Raw genomic sequence first — 25196 nt, forward strand, 5'->3', positions numbered from 1 at the left:
GGTGCTTTTCATAAAATAATTATAATTTTTTTATCATTTTAAAATTAGTCAGTGTAACACCTTTACGCTCTACAGTTTGTGAACAAACAATTTTGTAGCCTCCATGTTCAAAAAATGGCTTAGCTGTAATACTTGCTTCTGTATCAATTTCTAAAAGATTTAATTTTTTCGCCTCAGATTCAAGCATATTTACTAAAGCTGTGGCTATACCTTGTCCTTGATAATCTTTATGAACATACAGTCTATCTAAGTGGCCAGTATGCGTTAGATCGCTAAATCCAACAATTTTATCATTAACTTTTGTAACAAATGTTATATTTCGATCTAATGATTCTTTCCAAGATTTCATTTTAGATTCTTTTTCATCTCTTGGCGCCCAAGCATCCAATTCTAATTGAGAATAATCTTTCAAATTTACTGAATGAACCGTTTCATAAAACAAAGAAATAATCTCTTCAGTATCAGCTTCCTTAAACTTTATAATCTTCACTTTTTGTTATGTCTCCTCTTATTATAATAAGCATATTCTCATATATTTAAAATTTCACCACCAATTTCTTCTTCCACACAACTGCTCTATCGTTCAATAAGAACAAACGAAATGTAGATCATTCCGGTTCATCTTTTTATAAACGGTTAAACTGTATTTCAAACCCACAATAATATCCAGTATAAAAAACACCTTTTAGTAAAACTAAAAGGTGTTTTTTTGTGAAACCATTAATGAATATCATGTTTTTTGAAATTACCGCCCTTTACTTCTGCTACGTCATATACAGTAATAAAGGCATTTTCATCAATTTCATGAATGAGTTCTTTCATTTTACTTTCTTCTAAACGGTTAATGACACAAGTGATTTCTTTAAATTGTTCCTTTGAATAACCGCCGTAAACTTCATTATACGTTGCACTTCGACCTAAGCGATCTCGAATTGTTTCTACCATTAATTCAGGTTCTTTTGTGATAATTTTAAAGGTTTTAGAACCACTTAAACCTACTTCAACGATGTGAATTACTTTAGAAGCAATAAAGTAAGCAATTGCCGAAAGAATAGCTCCTTGAAGACCAAATACTGTTGAGACAAAAATAAAGACAAACATGTTTAAAAATAAGATGAGATCACTTGTCCCAAAAGGTAATTTTCGAGAAAGTAATACGGCTAACATATCAATTCCATCTAATGCGCCACCGTTACGCAATGCTAACCCCATACCAAAGCCGATGATAATTCCCCCAACAACGGTAATTAACAATGTATCCCCTTCAATAATAGTTGGTACTTGGTGCATAAGAACAGTACCGATTGCTAGTGAAGCAATACCGATAACCGAATAAACAGCAAAACTTTTACCAATTTGCTTATATCCTAACCAAACAAAAGGGATGTTAATGACTGCAATTAGAATTCCTAATGGTAATCCAAATAGTTCTGAGCTAACGATACTTAAGCCCGTCACACCACCATCTGATACGTTGTTTGGGATTAATACTGATTCTAGTCCATATGCTGTTATAAATGCCCCAATAATAATCATTAATGCTCGTAAAACGATTTTTAGTTTATGGGACTTGTTCTTTTTGATTGTACTCATATCATTTCCTCGCTTCAAACTTTTTTCTCTTCATTACTACACATTTTTAATCAGTTAGACTCATTCCTAATAACTATTCTAACACATTTCCATCAGAATATTTCTTGAAGTATTTTTCCTCTTTAAGTGATTTTTTTCACAATCTCTTCTAACATGTAAAAAAGATAACCAATTTTCTTTTAAGCTGTTATTCAACAAGGTGCCCGATTGTGGAATTACAGAACGGGCATATTGGTGAATGACTTTATTGTAAGAGTTAAATCCGAGATCGGCCGTTATCCGTCCCTGCTTGTTCAACACACGGGCCAGTTTGTTGAGGATTTTAACAGGCTTTTTTAGAGTTATTATTTAAAAAAGGATTTTGAAGTCTTTTGGTGAAAATTAAATATTAAATCTATAAAAGATGGAGGTTGTTGTGATGTTGAAACTGTTTCAATATAACTGGCAAGTTCGTGATGATTGGTTTACATTGTGCGAAGACATACCGGATGAAGAACTATTAAAGAAACGGGTCGGTGGGTTCGGCAGTATCCTACATACCCTATTTCACATTGTAGATGTGGAATATATGTGGATCTTAGGTTTGCGAGGTGAACCAGTGCCTGAGGAGCCATTGTTTGAGGATTATGCTAGCTTACAAAAAGTGAAAAATCTTTCAGCTCAATACCATGAGAAAGTGAAACCATTTGTGACATCTTGGACAAATGAAATGGATTCTCGGAAACTTTCAGAAACTGATTTCAATGAAGAACCGATTAGCTCTAGAGACGCACCAATCAGGCGCCGAGTCATTGAATGTACACACGGAGAAATCATACGTCATGTCATTGTCCACGAAATCCACCATATTGGTCAGTTATCTATATGGGCACGTGAAATAGGAAAGGAGCCTGTTTCCGCAAATCTGAGAGGAAGAGGGCTATTCGATAATTAGACTGCCTTTGCCAATTTCACAAACGGGCGCGTTTATTTAGAAAAGCGTCTTTTCTTGTATATTAAGTCATTTGATAGAATATGGTACCATTAATATGCTACATCAAATATTTATAATGTTGATTCATGTGAGTGTAGTGTAAGGCTTAAAAAAGAACTGAAATACTTGTCAAAATATTATTTTTCTTGGTTTTCCTTAAAAATGAACGGTTCTTTTTTAAAGTGAAATCGCTCTTTTAAAAAGCTCCCTAAATTTCTCCCTATCTTCTGATGTAAATGGTTTTGGCCCCTTTGTACGCTTTCCACTTTTTCGAGCCATTGCACTCAAATAACGTGTTTGTAATAATTGGTCAATGTTTTCATTTGTATAGCTATACCCTTTATGGTGAAGAACCGTACACCCCTTTGCTAAACCTAGCGAAGCAAGACCATAATCTTGCGTAACGATTATGTCTCCTTTTTCTGCTAACTTCATAATCCGATAATCCGCAGCATCTGCTCCAGAATCAACATAAATCGTTTCCACTCCTGATGGTTGTTCCGCATTAGAAAAATGAGAAAAGCTAGTAACAAGGATAACAGGAATTTCAGCATTCGTACCTTCAGAGATAATAATATCTTTTACCGGACAAGCATCTGCATCAACATAAATTTTCATCTTTATCACTCCCATAAATAAGTTCGAGTTGATGATAATGGTAGATTTAGCTTTTGTCAAACGAAGATGCTTTACCTAAAATCATTAAAAAAACAGATATTCTATTAAAGGGCGCGATTGTGGAACAAGAATTACAAGGGTGATACATATTATACATGACTAATATGTATCACCCTTTATTTTTTATGACTTTTTTTGATTTAGGTCTTGATAATATTTGTTAAACAACTTTATTGTCAATCAACACAATTGTTATAGAATTAGTATTTCATATTTTATAATGTAAAACCTTTAACACTAACTTCTTCAGATAAAACACTAACTATTTATCAGATATTTGTTTTTTATTTGCTTACAAATTACTTATAGTCTCTTTTGTGTATTTCATTTTCTTTCTTCTTTATTTTTCCTAGTATAATCTCTTTACCATTTATTTTTTTATTGAACTGTTTAACTTCCTTAAATACCCTTGTTCCTACATCCAAAGAATTAACTGTAAACTAGTTCTTTTTGGCTTAGATCAAGCGTCTGCGCTGTTGAAGTATGAATCTCTTGGAAAAGCTCTGGGTTTTCCGCTAGTGACACGCCATAAGAAGGAATCATTTCTTTTATTTTCAGTTCCCACTCTTTCATATGTTGTGGGAAGCATTTTTCTAATACCTCAAGCATAACGTGAACAGCAGTAGAAGCACCCGGGGAAGCGCCGAGCAATGCAGCTATCGAGCCATCAGCGGCACTAACAACTTCCGTACCAAATTGAAGTGTTCCTTTACCACCGGCATCAGTATCTTTGATAACTTGCACACGTTGTCCCGCTACCACTATATCCCAATCCTCGCTTTTGGCGTTCGGAATAAACTCGCGTAATTCTTCCATGCGCTTTTCATTCGATAACATAACTTGCTGGATCAAGTATTTTGTCAATGACATCTCTTTTACGCCTGCCGCCATCATAGTGAGGACATTATTCGGTTTTACGGAACCTATCAAATCAAAATTCGAACCAGTTTTTAAGAACTTTGGTGAGAAGCCGGCAAACGGTCCAAACAGCAATGTTTTTTTGTTGTCAATATATCTTGTATCAAGATGCGGAACAGACATTGGCGGAGCACCAACCTTAGCCTTACCGTATACTTTTGCATGGTGCTGCGCTGCAACTTCCGGATTGTTACATACCATAAATAATCCGCTTACCGGGAACCCTCCAATATGTTTTGACTCAGGAATACCGGTTTTTTGTAGTAAAGGCAGACTTCCGCCCCCACCGCCGATAAAGACGAATTTTGCAGTATGGTATTCGATTTTACTACTATTCATATCATGCACTTTCACTTCCCATGATCCGTCGCTAGCACGTTTAATATTCTCGACACTATGTTTGTAGTTTATTTCGACATTTTTACTCTGCAAGTGGTCAAACAACATACGTGTTAAAGCACCAAAGTTGACATCCGTTCCAGAATCGATTTTCGTTGCCGCTATTGGCTCATTCGATGTACGCCCTTCCATAATAAGTGGCATCCACTCCTCCAGCTTTTCATGGTCATCAGAAAATTCCATTCCTTGAAACAGCGGACTGTTTGAAAGCGCTTCAAAACGCTTTTTCAAAAACGTTACATTTTCTTCCCCTTGCACCATACTCATATGAGGTATTGGCATGATAAAGTCTTGCGGATTACGAATCAGATTACTATTTACAAGATAAGACCAAAATTGTCTTGAAAGCTGAAACTGTTCATTAATTTTGATAGCTTTGCGAATATCTATAGATCCATCAGATTTTTCGGATGTATAGTTCAGTTCACAAAGTGCAGCGTGGCCCGTTCCCGCATTATTCCATTCGTTAGAACTTTCTTCTCCTGCGTTTGCGAGTTTCTCGAACACTTTGATTTCCCATTCAGGTACTAACTCTTTCAGTAATGATCCCAAAGTCGCGCTCATGATTCCGGCACCAATTAAGATAACGTCTGTTTTTTGCTGCATGTTGCTCATGATAATCTCTCCATCCCCTATATTAGCAAAAAAGAGTAGGTGCATCTGCTTAAAGGTCGCAAAAAGCAAAGCGTCGCCTAGACCCCTACCTAGGAACCTATCTCTCCTGCCTCAAATATAACCATCTCATACTCTATTATAATAATTAATAGACTAAAATATCTAGTATTATCTGATAATTATTAACGATTTAAGAGAGAATATAGATTTTTTACAAAAATAAATTCTACTTTTCTACATAAAAAGGAGAAGTCTACTCTTACAGAATAAAGAAAAACTATATAAGGTTACACATTATATATCCATTGGTACACCATTATCTAAAGTGATGTACTTTTTTCTTTTATAAACCTCTTTATTCGCCTTCTTATGATTTCCTATTTCAGAACATATTCATTATAATAAGAGAGAAAAAGCTTTTTCCAATTCTTCCAAAACCTCTGTGTAATGTCGAATCCCAGGGTATTGTTGTGGAGAAAGTGCTTTTGACTTTATTGGAAAATCATGAATGAAATCCAGGTCCTTATACTCCTTTAAATGCAGTTGATTCAATGCAGTTAGAACGTCACTTTTGTTTTCACTCCACACTTGAAAGGTTTTAAAGCTTGTCACAAAAATTTCATTATAGGATGTACCATCTTCAGTCGCGATTCCAAATTGGAGAAATCCATCATTTGTAAGTTCAAATTTATATTCTTTGAAAAGATTCATGATTCGGTCAGATTCAGTAAAGCGACTAAGAACGGGCTCTTCCCCATTCATTCCTACAATTCCATAAGCTATCCCTTCTTTAATCATTGTATTAACTAATGTTACAAACAAGTGCCAAATTCTATCAGCATCAATATTGATTTCGGTAAAATACTGAAACTTTTCACCTTCAATCTCTCTCATCTTGTATCCTTCCACAATGTTCGCTCTCGCCCGTTTTTGTTGTATAGTGTGGTAATCATCCCCCCCAATTCGATCTGGTATTCGATCTGGTATTTGTAAGCCTAACGGTAATTTATACACGCTTTTTCCTCCTCGTCTTCAATGAATATCATTATGTTGGAATAAAATAGTTTATAGATTCTCAACATATTCTCTTTTGGTAATGCAAATCCCTTCTCCAATTAACTGATCATATTCTTTCATACATCTTCGCATATGCGATTTTCAGCTGTTTCCGCAATTCCTTATCTTCTTATACGCACTGTAACGAAAAAATGATGTCTAGAACAAAATATCTCTTGAGTATTTAAAAATAAAAGATGACGATGCGAAACAAATATCAAATTTATTTAAAACTTTCTTTTTCAGCTATTATATCAACAAGTCACCCTTCCATACTACAAACCATTTATGTTGTAGTAGCAAATGAGCTCTTTTGTGGCAAAAAAAAAGAATAGATCACTCAGATTGCTTCTGCCTGCATCTATCCTTTTCTTTTTATACAATGTGTAACACTATTAAATCAAAAGAAATTAGCTAATTTTTTTATGAAGCATGATCTTTCTTCTTCATCAATGCTCGTTTCTTCATCGCTTTTGTTAAGTAGCCGCCTTTGAAAGAGCGAATCTCATAGGAAGACATAAACGCTTTCGGTGCAATTCGATTAATAATGTCCAAAAGCTCTTTCTCGCGGGAACGTTTCGCAACAATATCTAAACGGTAGCGTACGGAATTTATCCCTTCCCCTTCAAATACAGTTACACCAAATCCTGAATGTCTTAACTCATCAACTAACTCATTGCAACGATCTAGTAAACTAACTTGGTATGTAATATACCCAATTGCCAATTTATTTTCTATATAACCGCCTAATAAAAGTCCGGCACTAAAACCGATCACATAGGCTATAATATTCATCCAATTTGATAAATCTTGAAACACAATTCCTAAACTTACAATATAGATTGCCCCTTCTAGTAATCCCACACCAGCAGCGGATCTTGTTTGATTCTTTACAAGCAAAATCGTCCTGATCGTTAAAACTGGAACATAAATAATTTGAAGTACAAAAATAAGTAGCGCTTGTAACATTTGCATCCACCTCTTTCAAAAAGTCTTTTGTCATAATAACATACATAACCTTTAGAAAGCGATGGGTTTTCTAAATTTTTTTATTTTCCCATGAAAAAATAAGAAAATAAAAAAAGAACCGTTTTCGGTTCCCTTTTATCCCGCATTAACGGGCAGCAAGACCCCGATTGGTTCAACTAATAATCAGTGGGAGATAAAGAACCCCCCACTGATTAAAGTTTCACTTTATCTTCTTATTTTGAATCCTGTGTAACCCTTTTTCTTTTTTCCTCTTCTTCTCTTACTAACTGCATATTCGCATAAGCTAAATTCGCAATCATTAAAAAGTGACCACCTAAAATGCCCGTACCAAATGCCCACATTTCCATTTCATGTTCAATTTCATACATAATGATCGCACCTAGTATCGCAGCTGCAAAACGATTTAAAATTCCTAATCCAGGCGCACGTTGTTTTAATACAATACTTTTCCCAATCTTTTCAACTCGTCTGGCTAACAACCAAAGACAGTATGCACTTACAGCTAATCCGATCCCGAATCCAGTAACTTGCTTTGAAAAAGGCGTTATCGTCCATAGAAGTAGTAAACCACTAAAGATCATATATAATTGTAGTTTGTATACTCGTAACGCAACTTCAATCAAAATACCCGCTCCTTGTTTCAAGTTTTGCGATAGGTGAAAAAGAAAGCAGCAACCTACACAGTTGCTGCTTTCTCTTGTTGATGATCAATTTTTCGAATTTCAACGCGCTTAATTTGATATGCATCTTTTTCAAGAACTTTAAACTCATATCCCTCTGCTTCGACACATTGTCCTTCTTCAATTTCATGATTCTGCATCATAATCCATCCACCAATTGTATCCACATCTTCTTCCTCGATGTGTAGACCAAATAAATCTTTCACTTCTGAAATTAACACTTTTCCATCAACAATTTTATGATGTTCATTTACGTGTTGAATTGGTGGATGTTCATCTTCATCATATTCATCACGAATTTCGCCGACGATTTCTTCCAATATATCTTCAAGCGTTACAATTCCGGCTGTACCTCCGTACTCATCATATAATACAGCCATTGGAATTCGCTTTTTCTGCATTTGCAGAAGTAAATCATGAATTGGAGTTGTTTCCATCACTTCAATAATCGGACGCATATACGTACGAATAGATGATAAATCTTCTGTATCGCCTTTCATATATCGAATAAAGAAGTCTTTTACGTTGACCATACCGATAATATCATCTTTATCTTCTCCAAAGATTGGATAACGTGTGTATCGTTCGCTTTGGATAATTTTCATGTGTTCTTCTACTGAATCTTCGAGATAGAAACCGACGATTTCTGTCCGTGGTACCATAATCTCTTTCGCAATGCGATTATCAAATTCAAAGATATTATTTACATACTTATATTCTGCTTGATTAATTTCTCCACTTTCATAGCTCTCTGAAAGAATAAGACGTAACTCTTCTTCCGTATGTGCTACTTCATGTTCAGAAGCTGGTTTCAAACCGAATAAGCCAGTTACGACACGCGCTGAACTATTTAGTACCCAAATAAACGGATACATCACTTTGTAGAACATCATTAAAGGTCCAGCAAATAATAAAGTTACTCTTTCAGCCTTTTGAATTGCCATTGTTTTCGGAGCTAATTCCCCTACTACAACGTGCAAATACGTCATTGTCATAAATGCAAGGCCAAAAGTCAATACTTGTGAAATAGAAGGGTTTAAGTTCCATTTCTCAAATAATGGATGCAATAGCTTTTCTATTGTCGGTTCACCTAACCAACCAAGTCCCATTGCCGTTACTGTAATTCCTAACTGACAAGCAGATAAATATTCATCTAAATTTGTTGTTACCTTTTTTGCTGCTAACGCACCGCGTTTTCCTTCCGCAACAAGCTGATCTATACGACTTGAACGTACCTTAACAATCGCAAACTCTGCTGCTACGAAAAATCCAGTAAATGCGATTAAAATCGCAACCATGACTAAATTAAATATTTCCAATGAATCCCCTTAGTAAAAAAACTAAGGTGTTCACCTCCTGTATACTTATAATGTTTTCTTATTCTCTGTTTCTTTAGAAAACATAGCCCTATACAGAAATTAAAAGAGTTGGATCCAACTTCAACTATAAAAATAGTATCAGTGTTTGTATTAAAGCTGTCGTTTGACCCGATAAAGATTTCGATATTTTTTCACGTTGTGAATCTGTTAACCCATCTAACAGAGGTTTCAACTGTGTTAGCTCTGTTTCTAATCGATGGATATGGTTTGTCACTTCATTCACTTGTTTCGAAACGTGTTCATTGATACCGAGCAGCTTCTTCCTCTCCTCGATCCTCTCTTTAATCTCACAAAGCGGCATATGCATTTCCTTGCATTTCTCAATAAATTGTAATGTTTCAAATGCTGTTTCGTCGTAATAGCGATAATTAGATTGAGATCGCTCCGCTTTTAAGATACCTAGATTCGTATAATAATCAATCGTTCGTTTCGATACGTGAGCCAAGTGAGCCAACTGTCCGATTCGATACACCTTCCCAACGATTTTTCCCTCCCCATTTATGTTAAGAACATCATACAATACATAAACTATACAGTCAAACGTGACGGTTTATTATTCACAATATATGCAAAAAAGATCCGCTATATGTTGCAGATCTCCTTCTTCCTATATTTCTTTTTCTTTATTATGAGTAGCTTCTACACACTCTGCTAAACGTTCAAGCTGATCCATACATCCAACCTGTTAATTTATATAAAATACGATAGAATAGATTGCTAGGTGTATACTCAACAATTAATGTAAGAAGTGTGCCTTCCTCTTCTTACAATATGTATGTTGTAGTAGAATATCCTTGTTTCATCTCACCGCCAAGAGTAATGATATACGGTGCTTCATATTCTAAAAATTCCACTTCCGACTCAAATATTTTCTTACCCATTTTTTGAACGGAAATAAATGTATCTCCTACACGTGGATTTTCTTTCACTCGCTCTAACGGATAACGATTTTCGATTAAAAATGTATTCCATTCCTTCGTTTTTTCATCATCTTTTACATATTCAAACACGACATCAATTGCTGCTTGAATTAAAACTTCAATAGCAAAACTCATTCATTTTCTCCTTTTACATACCCTTATTTTTCTATATATTTTGCGACAAAATGATTATGCCATATTTTATCCAGTGAAATACAAGGGTTATTTTACTATTATTTCTCTTATTTAGAGTTTCATGAGTTTGAATTTATAATTTATAACACAAGGGCGAAAAGAATTGAGTTATATTTTTATCCATATTTCATCATATTAATTTTCAAAATACATCTTTTGCTTTAACCGTACATTTACTTTCGGAATCCAACCAACTTCTTCACATTCTATTTTCTTGCACCATAGCCAACCATTTAATTCCTTTAAACCAATGAGAATATCTCCTTTTTCTACATTTAATTCTTTCGCCGTATATGTTTCAAGCACAATACCAGAATCACTGTTTTCACATGTTATTATTTGCTTTGGAACCCATCCCGCCAGACCACTATGCTCAGCACGGCAATATACCCAATTGTTCCAGTTTTCTGGCCCTGAATATATATTACCAACTCGCACTTGATCTCCTTTTTCTAAACTAATTGGTTCTGGATAATTACTAGTGTGAGACTGAATCACAACACATTTCATTTTACCCCTCCAATAATCTGAAAATTAAGTTATACTTTTATTATAAAACTTATTTATGATAAACAAATACAAAATATTGAGAGGAGAAATTCTTATGTACTACAACAACCTATTTGAAAACGATCAACCTGTAATCCGTCTATAATCTAAGACGGGCATACGTATTTTTTATAAAAAAACATGCCTCGTCTTAGGATTCCCTATTTTACAATCCTATAAATAGACGGAGGTATTTCACAATGAAACAAACAATTTTAGGCGCTATATGTTTATCACTTGCAGCAAGTATTTGGGGTGGTATGTATGTTGTTAGTAAATATGTACTAGACTTTATTCCGCCTCTCACACTTGTCTGGCTTCGCTTTATTATTGCCTTTGTAGTTTTGTACATGATTTTAAAAACGACAAAACGAAAACAAAAAACAACGATACAAATAAATAAAAAAGATTGGCTACTCTTTGCTTGGATTGGCTTCATCGGCTACTTTGTTTCAATTACGTGCCAATTTGTTGGAACAAAATTATCAGATGCGCACACAGGCTCTTTAGTTACATCGGCCACTCCAGCATTTATGGTCGTGTTTGCTACATTGATTTTGAAAGAAAAGTTAACGACTCGCAGAATACTCTCTACCGTCTTAGCTACACTAGGCGTCACAATTGTTATTGGGTGGGATATAGAAGTTGGCTCTTATTTTATCGGCACAATCATTTTAGTGGGGGCTGCGATTACATGGGCTCTACTATCTATTTATGTAAAGATTGCTTCTCAACAATTTTCATCTTTAGTCATTACAACGTACGCAATCTTCTTTTCACTATTTTTCATTACACCCTGCATGATTTGGGAATTACAATCTAATCCAATTGGGGACTTAAATACCACTATCATTTTAGGTATTTTATATTTAGGAATCATCTCGACCGCTGGAGCCTTTTTTCTTTGGAATAAAGGACTTGAGTTAATGGATGCCAGCATCGGTTCATTGTTTTTCTTTTTCCAGCCTATTGTTGGTTCATTATTAGGCTGGTTACTTTTAAATGAAACGTTGAATCGTAACTTTTTTATTGGTGGTGCTCTTATTATATTTAGTGTAATCATTGCCACATTTGAGAAGAAAAACTAACAATATCAAAAACACAGGCTATAAAAAAAATACGGCCTGTGTTTTTGATTATAAAGCTATTACATACATTTATATTGAATTAAACCTAATGTTTCATTTACCTTTTTCTCAAGCAGACCAGTGCGCTGGACGAGAAAGTAAACTTGGTAATTTCGTGTTTGCGTCCCCTTTCGCTGCATTAATCTGGACTTGAGTTAGAAAAATAGTGTCTGTTAGATTTGCTCCACTTAAGTCAGCATCTCGTAAATCAGCACCGATAAAGTCAGCCATTCTTAAATCAGCACCTCGAAGATCAGCAGCAATGAGGTATGCTCCTCTTAAATTCGCTCCCCTAAGATCTGCCCTTCTAAGCTTTATCCCCATGAGATTTGCTCCTCGGTGGTCAGTTCTCTTATTTTTTTTCGTCCCTTTATACCGGTGACGTGACTCCATCCATACTAGTTCACTCGTCCTTAAAAGAAGAGTATTTACATCTGCTCGGTGTAATGGAACATTTATTTTCATTAGTAAATCTGGACTAAGCCTTGAAAGTCGTTCTGTCTCCTCAATCGCGTCACGAAGCTCCCCATAAATCGGACTTGTCACCTTTAACGTTAAAGCTTCATTCAAATACCAAAGCATCTCATGAAGTTGGTGCATAATTGGAAAAACATCATACATTTTCTTTGCCTGTTCTAGACCTTTGCGCCAATCAACTCCCTCAAAGGTAACTTGAGAAACTTTTTGCCCCGCACCAAAGCACTCAAATACAGTACATCCTTTAAAACCTTTCTGCCTAAGGTTTTTATGAATACTGCAACGAAAATCTGATTGTAGATTAGAGCACGGCTTACCACCATCTTTATTAACAGCAAAATCGGCTGAAGCTGCAAAAGGAAGCGCAACACAGCACAAGCCGAAGCAATTCTCACAGTCAGCGCGTAAACTGTTAAAACTCACACCACTTTTTGAATCCAAAAAATTATTATTCTCTAACAAAACATGTACCCCCTGTTGCTGTATTACTTGTTCAATTTTGTATAGATATGTATATAAAAGAAATAGTTTGTAATAAAAGTACCTTCCAACAATTACAAAGCAGTTCCTGTAAACATCTTAAAGAGAGCTTTACCAATCCTTTCATTTCGTGCAATCAAATATATTGCTCTTTGTTTTTGAAAATCCCGGATGGGTATCGTACGCAGTGGCAAATGTTCAATACGTTCTGAAATCGTCCGTGGAACAATTGTAATTCCCGCCCCTGCAGCAACCATCCCAAGAATAAAGTCTCGAAACGATACCTCAGAACTAATATTAGGTTTTACTTCCAATCTTTCAAACTCATCCATAATCGCTCTTCGAATATCGCAACCGATTGGATACATAACTAAATTCTCCGATAACAGCTCCTTTATGGTTACATTTTCTCTTTTACTAAGCGGATGTGTCTTTTGAAAAACTACATCATATGGTTCCACAAACAACTGCCTATTCCAAAGCTTTTTTGGTACCCATTTTTCATCTACTAAACCTACATCTAATTTCCCTGATAAAATATCTTCCATAATCTCTTTAGACATATCATATACTTTCGTTTCTAAATTCATATTCTCACTTTGGCTTCCAACAAGTTTTTCTGGAAGATAGAATGCTGCAAGACTAGGGAGTAAACCTAATATTACACGTACGGATTCTCCCATGTCTTTCATTTCTTGTTTAATGCCATCCCATTCTTTAACGAATGGAATTATTCTTTTTTGAAAATACATACCAGCCTCTGTTAATTCTATACCTTGTGGAGATCTACTTAATAATTCCACTTCTAATTCAGCTTCTAATTTCTTTATCTGCTTACTTACTGCAGGTTGTGTCATATGAAAATGCTCTGCTACTTTTGAAAAACTTTTATACTCTGAGCAAAGTAAAAAACATCGTAACCACTCAATCTCCATCCTCTTTATCCCCTTGTTCAAACTTTTTGTTATACCCTTCAAAAATACTGGAAATTCTCTACTTTTACAATAATTGATATCATTACCATATGGAAAATAAATCATTTTTGAAAAGGAGAATAACAAATGAATCGATTACCTAAAAATGCTGCACTTATTCTAGTTGATATTCAAAAAGGATTCGATGATTCTTACTGGGGACAACGCAATAATATACATGCTGAAACAAACATGGAGCTTATATTACAAACATGGAGAAAAACAAATCGTCCTGTAATTCATGTGCAGCACATCTCAAATAAAGAAAATCACCCATTAAGAAAAGAAAGCAGCGGAAGTGAATTTAAAGACTTTGCTACTCCACTTCCAAATGAACCAGTATTTCAAAAAAATGTGAATAGCGCTTTTATCGGAACCAATTTAGAAGCATATTTACGAGAACACAATTATGAAACTGCCGTCATTATCGGTTTAACAACGGACTATTGCGTATCCACTTCAGCACGTATGGCTGGTAATTTAGGTTTTTCAACTTATGTCGTTTCAGATGCGACAGCTACATTTGGTAGAATCTCATATGATGGAAATTATCATCATGCAGAAGATATCCATAAGCTTGCATTAGTAAGTCTTCATGAAATGTTTGCTACCGTTTTAGCAACTAACAAACTTATAGATTTGCTTTAAATCCCCCTTAATGCATCTTTAAAAGTCACTAAACAATCAATTTCAAAATAAAATAGCACATTTCATTGCAAATGCTAATTTAACTTCCAAATATACTTTCATATGAAAAAGACATATTCTCCCGTTTATATTATCATTAAATTACAAACATTCATACAAGTAGGAGGAAATCATATGGCATTAGAAATGAAAACAAACTGTCAAACTTGCAACACTTCACTTCAAACAGATTCGGAGGCTTATATTTGTACGTATGAATGTACATTTTGTGCACCATGCACAGAAAAAACGAATCAAGTGTGTCCAAACTGCGGTGGTGAATTAGTACGTAGACCAAAAAGGAAACAATAAAAGCAAAGCTACCAGTAGCTTTGCTTTTTCTTTTCCACCGTTTATTCTAAAATTCCTTTTAACTTCTCCCCGATTAACGCTGATAAGTATTCATAGCCAGTCTCTCCAAAATGCAGCCCATCACGATCTTCATTTTCTACAAACTTCTTATACTCTAATTCTTGAATCATATGAGAATGTAAATCAAGAAAATAACTTCCTGTTTGTTTTGCCACTTCTTCCACCACTTTTGCATACTGTGATAGTACTTCATTTGTTCTTGCGTGCTGTCTTTCCTCATCCACTGGTGCCGGGCTAATTAGCAGCACCTTTTCTGGTGAGATTTTTTTCACAATCTCGATTAAATTTTCTTTATATTCTTGTAGTGATACTTGTTTATGAAACGCTGCATCATTCGCACCAAAAAAGGCTGTTACAAATGTCGGCTCATAAGATAACACATCTTCTTCTATTCTTCTCAAAGCATCGAACGTATTATCACCAGAAACACCTGCATTTACTATTTTCCAATCAGGAAATAAATCTTGTAAACGCGGAGTTAATCTAGGTTCGCCATTCCAGAATATTTCACCATCTGTAATACTATCACCAAAACATACTAATGTGTTCATTTCCGTTTCCCCTTTTATGTATGAAATAATTTCCCTTCTAAGGCTGAAATATAGCGCTGTGCCGAACGCTGTACCGCCTCATTTGCATCATCTTTTACTACTCGGTGAAAAGCGTTGTATAAACGATTAAAAGGCAATGACTTTACTCTTTTAGCTATTTCTTCAACTTTATTTGCTGGTAACGGAATTAAATTTGGATAGCTGTACATAAAGCTCATCCACTGCTGGTCCGCTACAACTTGAATAATATCGCCTGTTAATAAAATCCCTTTCCCTTCACTCCCCTGTGACCAGTGTAAAACAGAACCACCTTTAAAATGTCCGCCTAGACGATGTATAGTGAGTCCATCAGCTAATTGCAATGATTCTCCTGACCAAAAAACAATATGTTTACTCGGACGCATAACCCACTGTTTATCATCTTCATGTATATAGATTGGTACATCGAACCGTTCTGCCCATTCAACTTGAGTAGAATAATAGTGTGGATGGGATAACGCAATCGCATCTAACTCTCCTAATTCTTTTACCTTTTCAATTGTATTTTCATCAAAATAAGTAATACAGTCCCATAATAAATTATATGAATCTGTTTTTACCAAATAAGTTGTTTGGCCAATCGCAAATTCTGGTTTTGTTGTAATACTATAAAGCCCTGTTTCTTCTTCAATGATTTCATTTTTATATGTATTACTCTCTTGTAAATCCTCCAGTGTTGTCCAAGATTGACCTTTCGGATTAATATACTGTCTCTCCTCATTGCAAATCATACAATTCACTGGTTCTTCTACACTTGCTGCATATTGTACGCCACATGTTGTACAAATAAAGTTTTTCATAATCATTCTCCTATCCCCTTTTTGTTTTCGATTCTTTTAAGCTGTTATTCTAAAAATAAAGCATTTTATTTCTTTACTGAAGCTCATTTATCCAATAACGCCATGCTATTAAATAGGCTTCTAAATCTTCAGGATGATGCCTGATACAAGTTTCTAATCGAAGGTACAACCCTATTAGTACTTCTTCATATAAAACTTTTCCCTTTGTATTCTTATGAAATACACATTGTTCTACTACATAGTCTATAGTTTCTTTCGTTAAATCTTCAGGCGTCGAACAAAATGCATAAATTAAATCATATATTGGATCTCCCAAAACTGGCAAAGGATCAATCACACCATATAATTTATGCTCCTTAAATATAAAATTATGGAATCCACAATCCCCATGTAATACATATGGTTGATTGCTATGTGCCGTTCTATTTGGACTGTGTACTAATTTAAGAACACTATGAAACTCTTCTTGTGTAATGTAAGATTTTACATTCTCATTAGCCTCCATCACTCTGTTTAAAAGAAAATCCTGCCAAGAGTCTACCGGTCCTTCTTTCCATCCCCACTGATCCATACTCATAGCTGGTTTATATCTATCAATCACTTTCTGTACAAGTGTACAAAGAATATCTCTTTTATCCCGAGCATGATAACTTGTGGAACCAGGGATAAATGAATAGACCATATATCTATTGAGCGGGTCTACATACAAAAGCTTAGGAAATATACTTTCATTTTCATAAAAATCAAGAAAATACGCTTCTTCTTCAATGACCTTTGGTTCATTCAACTTTACAACACACTGCTCTTTTCCTTCTAGAAGATACAGTCTACTTGTAGTACCGCCAGTTAATTTTTTGTACCCTTTCGGATAATCAGTAATAACTTCATTAACAACCAATTGTTCAATAATTTCCGAAATATTCATTTTTCTCATTCCTATTCTGCACCCGTACTTGAATATCACTACTATTAAATGAAACGACTTTATAATTATTTGACAAATATAAGAAAAAACCTTTAAAAATCCTTATATTATAAAAGAAGGAATCTCTATCTTTCTGAAACCAATAATGCAGCAGCTACTATTTCATCATAAATCTCATTCCACTTTGGATAATACAATGTAACCTCGCTCGGCTTCACAAATATTCTTCTATTCGATTCATACTCTCCATTAAAATCATGAACTTCTGTAATATCCATCCGGTAAAACGGTTGATATCCTATTTTGGGATATGAATCATTTTCATTCCAATTTGGATTTTCACTATGGTCTACAATGATATATCCAAGCAAGGTACATTCCCCTTTCACATACCCTTCTTCCCATGCCTCTCTCTGAAAACATTCTTCTGGCGTTTCCTTCTGTTCAAGATGCCCTCCAGGAAAATCCCAACTACGACTATGATGATCTATTAATACAACCTTATCTTTATAAAAACAAAAACCATGGACACTCGTAATCCCTTCATAATCTGGTAATGTATTTGCTTTTAGCCATGTTAACTTCACCCTTGATTCCCCATAGTTCGCGTATATCGTTGGCATTCTCTCCCTCACTCCAAATGCTCTTCATATAATCTAGTAATTTCTAATGCCCGATTCAGCTCTTTTAATTTATAAGCTAAACTTTCCACTCCAAAAACTTCCGTAAACGTATGACTACCAACAATAAGATTGATTCCCTTAAATTTTGCATATTGAACTGTATATAACGTTTTCTCTCCCGTTATATATGTATCGCAACCTTTTTCCAATGCTCTTTTTATAATATTTGTGTTGTTCCCTGCTCCTGTTAAGATTGCTACTCGTTTCACCGGACGATTATGATTCTTCCACGCTTTTACCTTTTCCTCTAATCTCTCTTCTACTCTTTCCACTAAATCATACAATAAAATAGGAGATTCATATTCTCCAATCCCAGGTAACTCTTCTTCCTCATACGAAGAATATTCGAGTATTTTATCAATCTCAATTTCGTTAAATAATGAAGTGCAAGTTCCAAAATTCACAAAATCTAAAGGTAAGTGTATCCAAAAATGATTGATTTCATATTCTTTTAATTTCTCAACACAAGATTCTTCCATACCGAATAAAAAGCTCCACGGTGCATGATGTGTAATGATCATATCGACTTGATTTACTCGTGCTTCTTCGATTGTTTCCAGCGTTAGGTTCGTTGTATAACCTATTTTACAAAATTCCTCTTTGCTAATATTGGTGAAGCCATATTCATCATCACCATATTTATGAAGATGCTCTCCAAATAACATTTCAATCGAATTTTTAAACCCTGCTATATTCATTTCAATTCTCCTTTTCACACTTCTTTCCCTCATATATATTTTATTTTCACGTAATGAAAACCTGCTTCGAATTAGAAGTATGAAACAATGAGCCCTTCTTGTATTCCCGCCAACTTTTAATTTTGATAAATACGGGCATGCTATAAAAAAATACCTGTACATATTAGGAGGATATATATGAAACCCGATTTTTTACAAGCTGTAAATGAGGCTATCGGTAAGGTTGAGCATCTCCACATTGAAGAAAGCGGAGCAGATAGTTTACTAATTCATCATGATGATGTGAGACAGTTAAAACAGGTTGCCGAAACGTTAGAAAATAACAATTTTCATTCTGTAATGAGACAAAATGGAAATGCCTCTTTTATTGAAGTTTTAAACAGATGAAAAAAGTTCGGTATATGACCGGACTTTTTTCAAATCGAAATTTGAAATTCTTTTACATACACTGCAGTTCCAGAAATCTCAATTTGTAGGGACTCATCTTCCTGCTTCTTTGTTACATAAACAGCGACCCGACCATCTTTATTCATTTCTTGCCCTTGTTCCACAATGAATTTCATTTCACTATTAAAATCTTTTTTCAAAAACTTAGCATAGTAAGCTCCCATTACCCCAGAAGCCGTTCCCGTCACTGGGTCTTCTATCGTTCCAGAATAAGGTGATGAAAAATGACGGCCATGCATATGTGCTGCTTCATCATACGTCTCTAAACAAAGAGGATGAATCGATGCCTTCGGTACTTCTTTTAGAATAGATGGAAACTCTTCATTATTTGGTTTCATTCTTTGAAAAGCATCCAACGTTTTAATTGGAACTAATAAAGTCCAAATTCCAGTACTCCCATACACAATTGGTAGCGTTTCATCTAAATCATTCCCATGAAGTCCAATGCTGTGCGCTAACTCTTCAATGGAACCATCAAACTTTTGAAACTGTGGCGCCGTTTGTCTCATTTTAATAAATGATTCTCCATTTTCATCTATATCTATATGTACTGGTAAAACACTCGCTTTCGTTTCGATTGTGAGATTTCGTTTCCCCTTCAGTAGCCCTCTTTCGTGAAGTGCAAATATAGTTCCCACTGTCGCATGTCCGCAAAGATTCATTTCATGCCCTGGTGTAAAATAACGGATCCTTATATCCGCTACATTCGAAGGAAGCACAAAAGACGATTCGTTAAATCCTACTTTTTTTGCAATAAGCTGCATTTCATCATTAGTTAATCCTTCTGCATCTATTACAAGCCCAGCTGGATTTCCCATATTCGGCTTTGTACTAAATGCATCATAATGGAAAACTTTTATTTCCTTCATTTTCTCATCTCCTGAATTTATTTAAATATTTTGCAATACAATTCCGTTTCTGTCCTTATAGAGCATCCGTTTTTCCAAAAAACCTTTTGCATTTTTTCATTTGTCATATGAGTACTTCCAATATAATAAGTAGCCCCCATCTGTTCTAACATGTATAAAGATTGAAGATGGATATGAGCACTAAGTCCTTTTCCACGTTCCTCCGGCAATAGTCCAAAATAAAATAATCGACCTTCATTCTTCGTACCAGGTTCAATATGAGGAATGGATATTCCAATCGGTTGCTCTTTATCATAAAAAGCAATACATGATTTTTCCCACCCCTTACCTAATTCTGCTTGTATAGCATGAAAATGTTCATTAATGTTAAGACTTGATGATTTGTTGTCCGAATCTGACATACATCGTTCCCAAAGCGACTTAAATTCCTCTTCAGACAACGTCCCTACGTCTATAGAGCAAAAATCATACTGTTTTTCTAGAGTTACGCTATCCGAAAGCTTACGAAACACCTCTATTTTCGCTGCATAAAGCTCAAAGCCAAATTCACGTAACACTTTTGCACTCAGAGTATAACTGTTGAAACTTTTATCTAGTAAAATGCTTGCTCTTTTTACATTCCAATTTGAACAAAGCTCTTCAAACTTTTTTATCTGCTCTTTATAATTTTGAGCATCATAAAAAGAATCTTCATCCATTTCTTCAATTGTTACTGCATTTGGCAAACCATTTAATACTTTTTTCGAGGGGCCAAATATGTTTTGAATAGTTGTAAGATTGTACATTGTGTTCACCCTTCTATACAAAAATTGAAACTACCAATCTAACTCTCCTAAAGATGGATCAAACCTCTTCAGGACGATTTTTATAATAAGTTAAATAATCAGTCCATTTTCCGTTCTCAAGAGAAAACGCTTTTCTTGTACATTCAAAAACGAATCCTGCTCTTTCCGCCAGACGAATCGATGGCTCGTTATCAACATTTATATGCAGTTCAATGCGATGGAATTTAAGATGATCAAAGAATAAGTCCATAGCGGCCCGTACACTTTCTAAGCCACAGCCCATTTTCCCGTACTGATTATGGATTGAATACCCTATCATCGCCCATTGATAATCCATTCAGTAAACCATTCTTTTGTTGAAGACGACATATCTCGATAACCATCATCATACTTATATTGAGGTGGTAAACGATTGTTGAAACCTTCATACCAACTTATATAATCTTCTTTTAGAACAGGACGGATCATAAGCCTTTCGGTTTCTACTTGTAACAATGGCTGTTTCAATTTTTATCTCTTCCTTTATACTCAAAGACTGAAATTTACGAATCATACTTCCTGCCAAATAATTTATATTATTGGAATTTTCTTTATCATTTTAAATGAAATACAGAATTTAGTAAATTAATAAACATATTCATCATTTCTTGTTCACTTCCCATTATTCCCCCCATTCTAACCGCTAAACCCTGTACAGGGTTAGCAAGAATAGATTCACTAGTTTGTTGTTCTATTTCTAGTAAAGATCAAAAGGTACGAATAGAATAATTATGATGTTACATAGCATATATATAGTCTAGTTGCCTTAACTATAACTAAACAGAAAGCCATGACCGTAACATTCAAATACTTGTCTATTCCCTTTCAAATGTTACTAATATAGGGATTTCCTGTTTAAAAGGAGATGATTGAATGAGGTTAAACCATTTAAATCTATGTGTTGATGATTTATCAGAAGCTAGACATTTCTTTGAGACATTTTTTGATTTTCAATTTTTAAAACAAAAAGGAAAGGCTCTTGTAATAATGAGTGATGAGAATGGATTTATTCTCGTGTTAAGTGATCCGAAAGCATTCAAAGGGCAAAAGACTATTAGATATCCTGAAGCTTTTCATATTGGATTTTTAGTGGAAACTTCAAGTGAAGTTGATCAAGCATATAATCGCTTAGTAGCTGGAGGCATTGAAATAGACAAGGAACCTTATACAATGAGAGGTAGTAGTTATGGATTTTATTTTACAGTATTTAATGGTTTATTAATTGAAGTTTCTTGTCTTGTCTATAAAGATGGTAAGAAAGTTTCAAAAGTCAATGACACACCCCTTACATAACAACTTTCAACCGAACAAGTCATAACTCATATGAAGTAATTATGAAAAAGGTCCCTCTTTTTTCTATCCGGCGATTTTTTATATTGGAATCCATTCTGTTCAAACTTTATTTCAAACCAATAAAAATATCCCGATACCTATAAAGGATCGGGATATTTTTAAATCATATATAAAGATTACTTTTATTCATAATATAGTTAATATACTCAGCTGCACTTCTTTCGATATCTTCATCCTTTAGTTGGTATTCTGCTCCATACAACGTAAATGTTGGTATGAACTTCATTCCTGTGTATAGACAAGTTGCCTGAAATGGTTTTGTTAGTTCGTTCATTGTAAACCCATCTTTATACTGCGTTTCTAATCCCCCTATAGAAATCGCCAAACCAAATTCTTTATTACGTACTTTATCCCCTGTAGAACCATATGCAAAACCGTACGTCAGCACATCATCAAACCACTTTTTTAATAATGGTGGTGAACTATACCAATAGAGCGGAAATTGAAATATATAACGATCGTGTTCTAATAATAGTCTTTGTTCATAATCAACATCGAATTCCCAATTGGGAGCCGCTTTATACAATTCATGTACTGTTATCTCATTAGAATATTTCTCCAGTTCTTCTATCCATCTTTTATTAATTCTTGATTTTTCAATATCTGGATGTGCTACAATTACAAGTGTTTTCATAAATTCCCTTCCCCCTTATAAATAAATGAAATCCTTTAGTATTAGTATGTATTAGTTACATATAATTGAAAAGTACGTACTTTCAGGTGCTATAGGAACCTCAAAGTACCTATGGAGGTGTAATATGAAGATGAATCAGAACTTCCCTATCGCTACTACCCTTGAAGTCATCGGAGGAAAATGGAAGAGTAGTATTTTATGCATTCTCATGAACGGAAAGCAGCGGACACACGAACTGAAACGTGCGATCCCAGATATTACACAAAAAGTTCTGACGCAACAATTGCGACAACTTGAAGCTGATGGGATTATCCATCGTACTGTATATCAAGAAGTTCCACCAAGAGTTGAATACACAATAAGCGAATACGGAAAATCTTTAATTCAAATTATGAATGAACTGTGTGAATGGGGAAAAGATCATCAAGTCAAAAGATTATCAAAATAAAAGAACCCTGCAAAGGGTTCTTTTCTATCACTCTTTCAATTTCTCTATTTTATTTGTAATAACTCTAACGTATGAGAAAGCAAACTTTTATCTCCTACATCTCCATGCCCTGGTATAACTGATTTTATATTTTCATATCGATTCATCTATATATGCATCCGCAACATTCCCTAAATTTTTCGCACCTGCTGATTTTACTAAACAACCTCCAAAAAGAATATTATATTGAGGGAGCCATACTGTTATATTGTCTTCCTCCTAATAAAGCTATACATACAAAAATCAACAAAAACTAACGGGATCTTCTTATCTTCATACTTTTCTAATCGTACAGTTACATAATCTATTCACTCTTGAAATGTGCTATTTGTTCAATAGAACACCTACAATTATTCTAATATCTGCGATGTAGCATAAAAAAAGAACTTGGTGTTTCCCAAGTTCTTTCTCCTCTTTACTCATTAAAGATAAATTCTTTAAACTTCTCTACACTCTCAAAATAATAATCTGATTCCTCTTCCATTCGCTTTCTAATTTTCGGAATATGATGCGACCAACCAGCTGCTGCAAATGTAACGTTGCAGCTCTTTGCCATTTCTAGTGCAGGCTTCAAGTCATCTAATACGATGACTTCATCTTCATGTAGATGAAACATAGACAAAATCTTTTTCACTGGATACGGATGTGGCTTTCTCTGATTTTCTTCTAACTCCCATCCAAACACTGCATCTGGGACAAATCCACAATGCTTTTCATAATCCCTCTTAATGCGACTACTTTCAGAGTGAGAAACAACCGTTACAATTCCGCCCTGTCTCTTGAACTCCCGTACCAATTCAGGAAACCCTTCATAAAAGTCTGGAATTTTCGATTCGGTGTATTTTTTCCAAACTTTTTGTTGGTGCTCTTGCTCTTCTGGTGTAAAACGAATAATATCTTTACATAAACTCAGAAAACCAGGATGAAAACAATTTGAAACAAACTCTTCTAATGATAATGGCGTTTCATTAGGTCTTAAATCTTTTAAAGCTTCTACAAATGATGGATAATGTATATCCGGTGTACTTTTTACTGCTGTATCATCATGATCTAGTATTAAACATTTATATTTTAAGTTCACTTTCTTCCTCCATTACAATCCTACCTATTGCATTCCTTTCTCTATTATCTCATGTTAGCGTCATACCATCCACACTTTCTATCTTTACCACTCTCTATCTCGATTGATTTCCATCTTTTCCTGAAATGCTTCCTCTAAATCAATTTCTAATTTATTCGCTAAATCACACACATTCCAAATTACATCAAACATTTCTAAGCCTATTTCTCTTTTTATATTATCATCATCATTTCGCCTTAATACCGCTTCTGTTAGTTCCCCTAGTTCAGCCATCAAATACATTGTACGCTCCTCAATTGTCGTATCCGCAAACCCTTTTTCTTTACTAAAATTTGATACATACTGCTGAAATTCAGAAAGCTTCACTTTATATTCCCCTTCTCTTTTTATAAATTTCTTCTACCAATCTTTTATCTTCTTTATATTTACAACGATTCGGTTGTCCTTCTGCACGATGGATTCTCAAATTATTTAACTCATACACGACCGAATATAATGTCCCAAAATTATATTTTTTCAGATTCAAACATACATGCTCTTTACTATTCGATAAAATATCCTGTTACAGAATCAGTATGCAGCGGTTTCACAAGATGAATTTCATCATAATAATGTAACGTTTTAATGGATACACCACATATTGTTGAAAACTGTCCAACTGTATACATGTACGATCCCAGCCTTTATTTTCAATTTTTTCCCACTTAATTCATATTTCACTATAGAAAACATTCGTTTCAGAC

The 25196-nt window shown here is 34.7% G+C and carries 31 protein-coding genes and 3 pseudogenes; 7 read left to right on the plus strand and 27 right to left on the minus strand.

Translation table 11 applies throughout. The features are described from left to right. Window positions 1-19: 19 nt before the first annotated feature. Both MHH71_RS29465 and MHH71_RS29470 read right to left on the minus strand, forming a co-directional pair. Complete coding sequence (locus MHH71_RS29465; protein ID WP_003198671.1) at window positions 20-490, minus strand: GNAT family N-acetyltransferase; 471 nt, start codon at window positions 488-490, stop codon at window positions 20-22. A gap of 230 nt (window positions 491-720) precedes the next feature. Beyond that, window positions 721-1593 carry a YitT family protein gene (locus tag MHH71_RS29470; protein WP_026008611.1) on the minus strand — a complete coding sequence of 291 codons (873 nt, stop codon included), beginning with the start codon at window positions 1591-1593 and terminating at the stop codon, window positions 721-723. Between the two features lie 418 nt (window positions 1594-2011). Between MHH71_RS29470 and MHH71_RS29475 the strand changes: the two genes are divergently transcribed. Further along, a complete protein-coding gene (locus MHH71_RS29475; protein ID WP_000915549.1) occupies window positions 2012-2527 on the plus strand; it encodes a DinB family protein in 516 nt (171 codons plus the stop codon). Between the two features lie 216 nt (window positions 2528-2743). On the opposite strand, the gene MHH71_RS29480 is transcribed toward MHH71_RS29475, so the two are convergent. From MHH71_RS29480 to MHH71_RS29520, 9 genes and pseudogenes are all read right to left on the minus strand, one after another. Continuing rightward, window positions 2744-3184, minus strand: coding sequence for a YaiI/YqxD family protein (locus MHH71_RS29480; RefSeq protein ID WP_033796284.1), 441 nt, complete (start codon window positions 3182-3184; stop codon window positions 2744-2746). 489 nt (window positions 3185-3673) lie between these two features. Then, window positions 3674-5221 (minus strand): malate:quinone oxidoreductase, encoded by a 1548-nt coding sequence (locus MHH71_RS29485; RefSeq protein ID WP_003198678.1) that lies wholly within the window; start codon window positions 5219-5221, stop codon window positions 3674-3676. Window positions 5222-5572: 351 nt separating this feature from the next. Continuing rightward, window positions 5573-6190 (minus strand): hypothetical protein, encoded by a 618-nt coding sequence (locus MHH71_RS29490; RefSeq protein ID WP_006095279.1) that lies wholly within the window; start codon window positions 6188-6190, stop codon window positions 5573-5575. Window positions 6191-6655: 465 nt separating this feature from the next. Beyond that, window positions 6656-7201, minus strand: coding sequence for a DUF2179 domain-containing protein (locus tag MHH71_RS29495; protein WP_018766277.1), 546 nt, complete (start codon window positions 7199-7201; stop codon window positions 6656-6658). 233 nt (window positions 7202-7434) lie between these two features. Next, a complete protein-coding gene (locus MHH71_RS29500; RefSeq protein ID WP_016115482.1) occupies window positions 7435-7845 on the minus strand; it encodes an ATP synthase subunit I in 411 nt (136 codons plus the stop codon). Between the two features lie 53 nt (window positions 7846-7898). Continuing rightward, window positions 7899-9221 (minus strand): hemolysin family protein, encoded by a 1323-nt coding sequence (locus tag MHH71_RS29505; RefSeq protein ID WP_018766275.1) that lies wholly within the window; start codon window positions 9219-9221, stop codon window positions 7899-7901. A 124-nt stretch (window positions 9222-9345) separates the two neighbouring features. Further along, window positions 9346-9753 (minus strand): MerR family transcriptional regulator, encoded by a 408-nt coding sequence (locus MHH71_RS29510; RefSeq protein WP_018766274.1) that lies wholly within the window; start codon window positions 9751-9753, stop codon window positions 9346-9348. Window positions 9754-9888: 135 nt separating this feature from the next. Continuing rightward, window positions 9889-10336, minus strand: a pseudogene (locus tag MHH71_RS29515) (SRPBCC family protein). 195 nt (window positions 10337-10531) lie between these two features. Further along, a complete protein-coding gene (locus MHH71_RS29520; RefSeq protein ID WP_006095274.1) occupies window positions 10532-10906 on the minus strand; it encodes an SH3 domain-containing protein in 375 nt (124 codons plus the stop codon). A gap of 239 nt (window positions 10907-11145) precedes the next feature. Between MHH71_RS29520 and MHH71_RS29525 the strand changes: the two genes are divergently transcribed. After that, the gene (locus MHH71_RS29525) at window positions 11146-12033 is read left to right on the plus strand and encodes a DMT family transporter (protein ID WP_006095273.1); all 888 of its coding nucleotides are present in this window, start codon (window positions 11146-11148) and stop codon (window positions 12031-12033) included. Window positions 12034-12141: 108 nt separating this feature from the next. On the opposite strand, the gene MHH71_RS29530 is transcribed toward MHH71_RS29525, so the two are convergent. Further along, window positions 12142-13011, minus strand: coding sequence for a pentapeptide repeat-containing protein (locus MHH71_RS29530; RefSeq protein WP_033798966.1), 870 nt, complete (start codon window positions 13009-13011; stop codon window positions 12142-12144). A 92-nt stretch (window positions 13012-13103) separates the two neighbouring features. Further along, on the minus strand, window positions 13104-13964 hold the full coding sequence (locus tag MHH71_RS29535; protein WP_033798965.1) for a LysR family transcriptional regulator: 861 nt from the start codon (window positions 13962-13964) through the stop codon (window positions 13104-13106). Between the two features lie 126 nt (window positions 13965-14090). Between MHH71_RS29535 and MHH71_RS29540 the strand changes: the two genes are divergently transcribed. Further along, entirely contained in the window at window positions 14091-14651 is a 561-nt protein-coding gene (locus MHH71_RS29540; protein ID WP_006095270.1) for a cysteine hydrolase family protein, read from the plus strand. A 174-nt stretch (window positions 14652-14825) separates the two neighbouring features. Continuing rightward, a complete protein-coding gene (locus tag MHH71_RS29545) occupies window positions 14826-15002 on the plus strand; it encodes a DUF1272 domain-containing protein (protein ID WP_006095268.1) in 177 nt (58 codons plus the stop codon). Window positions 15003-15043: 41 nt separating this feature from the next. Here the strand turns inward: MHH71_RS29545 and MHH71_RS29550 are convergent, their stop codons facing one another. The 5 genes from MHH71_RS29550 to MHH71_RS29570 form a co-directional block, all read right to left on the minus strand. Beyond that, window positions 15044-15613 carry an SGNH/GDSL hydrolase family protein gene (locus tag MHH71_RS29550; protein WP_006095267.1) on the minus strand — a complete coding sequence of 190 codons (570 nt, stop codon included), beginning with the start codon at window positions 15611-15613 and terminating at the stop codon, window positions 15044-15046. A 14-nt stretch (window positions 15614-15627) separates the two neighbouring features. Then, window positions 15628-16452 carry an MBL fold metallo-hydrolase gene (locus tag MHH71_RS29555; protein WP_033799664.1) on the minus strand — a complete coding sequence of 275 codons (825 nt, stop codon included), beginning with the start codon at window positions 16450-16452 and terminating at the stop codon, window positions 15628-15630. 73 nt (window positions 16453-16525) lie between these two features. Further along, window positions 16526-17377: an aminoglycoside phosphotransferase family protein gene (locus MHH71_RS29560; RefSeq protein WP_033798964.1), complete on the minus strand. Its 852-nt coding sequence runs from the start codon at window positions 17375-17377 to the stop codon at window positions 16526-16528. A gap of 125 nt (window positions 17378-17502) precedes the next feature. Continuing rightward, a complete protein-coding gene (locus MHH71_RS29565; RefSeq protein ID WP_018781793.1) occupies window positions 17503-18000 on the minus strand; it encodes an NUDIX domain-containing protein in 498 nt (165 codons plus the stop codon). Window positions 18001-18008: 8 nt separating this feature from the next. Further along, window positions 18009-18758, minus strand: coding sequence for a Nif3-like dinuclear metal center hexameric protein (locus tag MHH71_RS29570; protein WP_033798963.1), 750 nt, complete (start codon window positions 18756-18758; stop codon window positions 18009-18011). Between the two features lie 177 nt (window positions 18759-18935). Here MHH71_RS29570 and MHH71_RS29575 point away from each other — a divergent pair, with 177 nt between their 5' ends. Further along, window positions 18936-19145, plus strand: coding sequence for a hypothetical protein (locus tag MHH71_RS29575; RefSeq protein ID WP_003198717.1), 210 nt, complete (start codon window positions 18936-18938; stop codon window positions 19143-19145). A gap of 29 nt (window positions 19146-19174) precedes the next feature. Here the strand turns inward: MHH71_RS29575 and MHH71_RS29580 are convergent, their stop codons facing one another. The 3 genes and pseudogenes from MHH71_RS29580 to MHH71_RS29590 form a co-directional block, all read right to left on the minus strand. Then, entirely contained in the window at window positions 19175-20074 is a 900-nt protein-coding gene (locus MHH71_RS29580; RefSeq protein ID WP_006095262.1) for a PhzF family phenazine biosynthesis protein, read from the minus strand. Window positions 20075-20091: 17 nt separating this feature from the next. Beyond that, on the minus strand, window positions 20092-20859 hold the full coding sequence (locus tag MHH71_RS29585) for a GNAT family N-acetyltransferase (protein WP_006095261.1): 768 nt from the start codon (window positions 20857-20859) through the stop codon (window positions 20092-20094). Between the two features lie 58 nt (window positions 20860-20917). Next, window positions 20918-21366: pseudogene (locus MHH71_RS29590) on the minus strand (GNAT family N-acetyltransferase). Between the two features lie 405 nt (window positions 21367-21771). Here MHH71_RS29590 and MHH71_RS29595 point away from each other — a divergent pair. Further along, a complete protein-coding gene (locus tag MHH71_RS29595) occupies window positions 21772-22191 on the plus strand; it encodes a VOC family protein (RefSeq protein ID WP_006095258.1) in 420 nt (139 codons plus the stop codon). A 163-nt stretch (window positions 22192-22354) separates the two neighbouring features. Here the strand turns inward: MHH71_RS29595 and MHH71_RS29600 are convergent, their stop codons facing one another. Further along, window positions 22355-22885, minus strand: coding sequence for an NAD(P)H-dependent oxidoreductase (locus tag MHH71_RS29600; RefSeq protein ID WP_006095257.1), 531 nt, complete (start codon window positions 22883-22885; stop codon window positions 22355-22357). Window positions 22886-23009: 124 nt separating this feature from the next. Between MHH71_RS29600 and MHH71_RS29605 the strand changes: the two genes are divergently transcribed. Then, window positions 23010-23333, plus strand: coding sequence for a winged helix-turn-helix transcriptional regulator (locus tag MHH71_RS29605; protein WP_003207774.1), 324 nt, complete (start codon window positions 23010-23012; stop codon window positions 23331-23333). A 44-nt stretch (window positions 23334-23377) separates the two neighbouring features. Here MHH71_RS29605 and MHH71_RS29610 read toward each other — a convergent pair. The 5 genes and pseudogenes from MHH71_RS29610 to MHH71_RS29630 all read right to left on the minus strand — a co-directional run. Continuing rightward, a pseudogene (locus tag MHH71_RS29610) lies at window positions 23378-23588 on the minus strand (subclass B1 metallo-beta-lactamase); the annotation flags it as partial. Window positions 23589-23787: 199 nt separating this feature from the next. Then, window positions 23788-24453: an HAD family hydrolase gene (locus MHH71_RS29615; RefSeq protein WP_003198733.1), complete on the minus strand. Its 666-nt coding sequence runs from the start codon at window positions 24451-24453 to the stop codon at window positions 23788-23790. 84 nt (window positions 24454-24537) lie between these two features. After that, window positions 24538-24819 carry a MazG nucleotide pyrophosphohydrolase domain-containing protein gene (locus MHH71_RS29620; protein WP_006095256.1) on the minus strand — a complete coding sequence of 94 codons (282 nt, stop codon included), beginning with the start codon at window positions 24817-24819 and terminating at the stop codon, window positions 24538-24540. 1 nt (window position 24820) lies between these two features. Continuing rightward, window positions 24821-24979: a hypothetical protein gene (locus MHH71_RS29625; protein ID WP_231398750.1), complete on the minus strand. Its 159-nt coding sequence runs from the start codon at window positions 24977-24979 to the stop codon at window positions 24821-24823. A 16-nt stretch (window positions 24980-24995) separates the two neighbouring features. After that, complete coding sequence (locus tag MHH71_RS29630) at window positions 24996-25121, minus strand: MerR family DNA-binding transcriptional regulator (RefSeq protein WP_006095255.1); 126 nt, start codon at window positions 25119-25121, stop codon at window positions 24996-24998. Between the last annotated feature and the right edge of the window lie 75 nt (window positions 25122-25196).

Source organism: Bacillus sp. FSL H8-0534 (genome assembly GCF_038005885.1).
In the GTDB taxonomy this organism is placed as follows: Bacteria; Bacillota; Bacilli; order Bacillales; family Bacillaceae_G; genus Bacillus_A; species Bacillus_A pseudomycoides.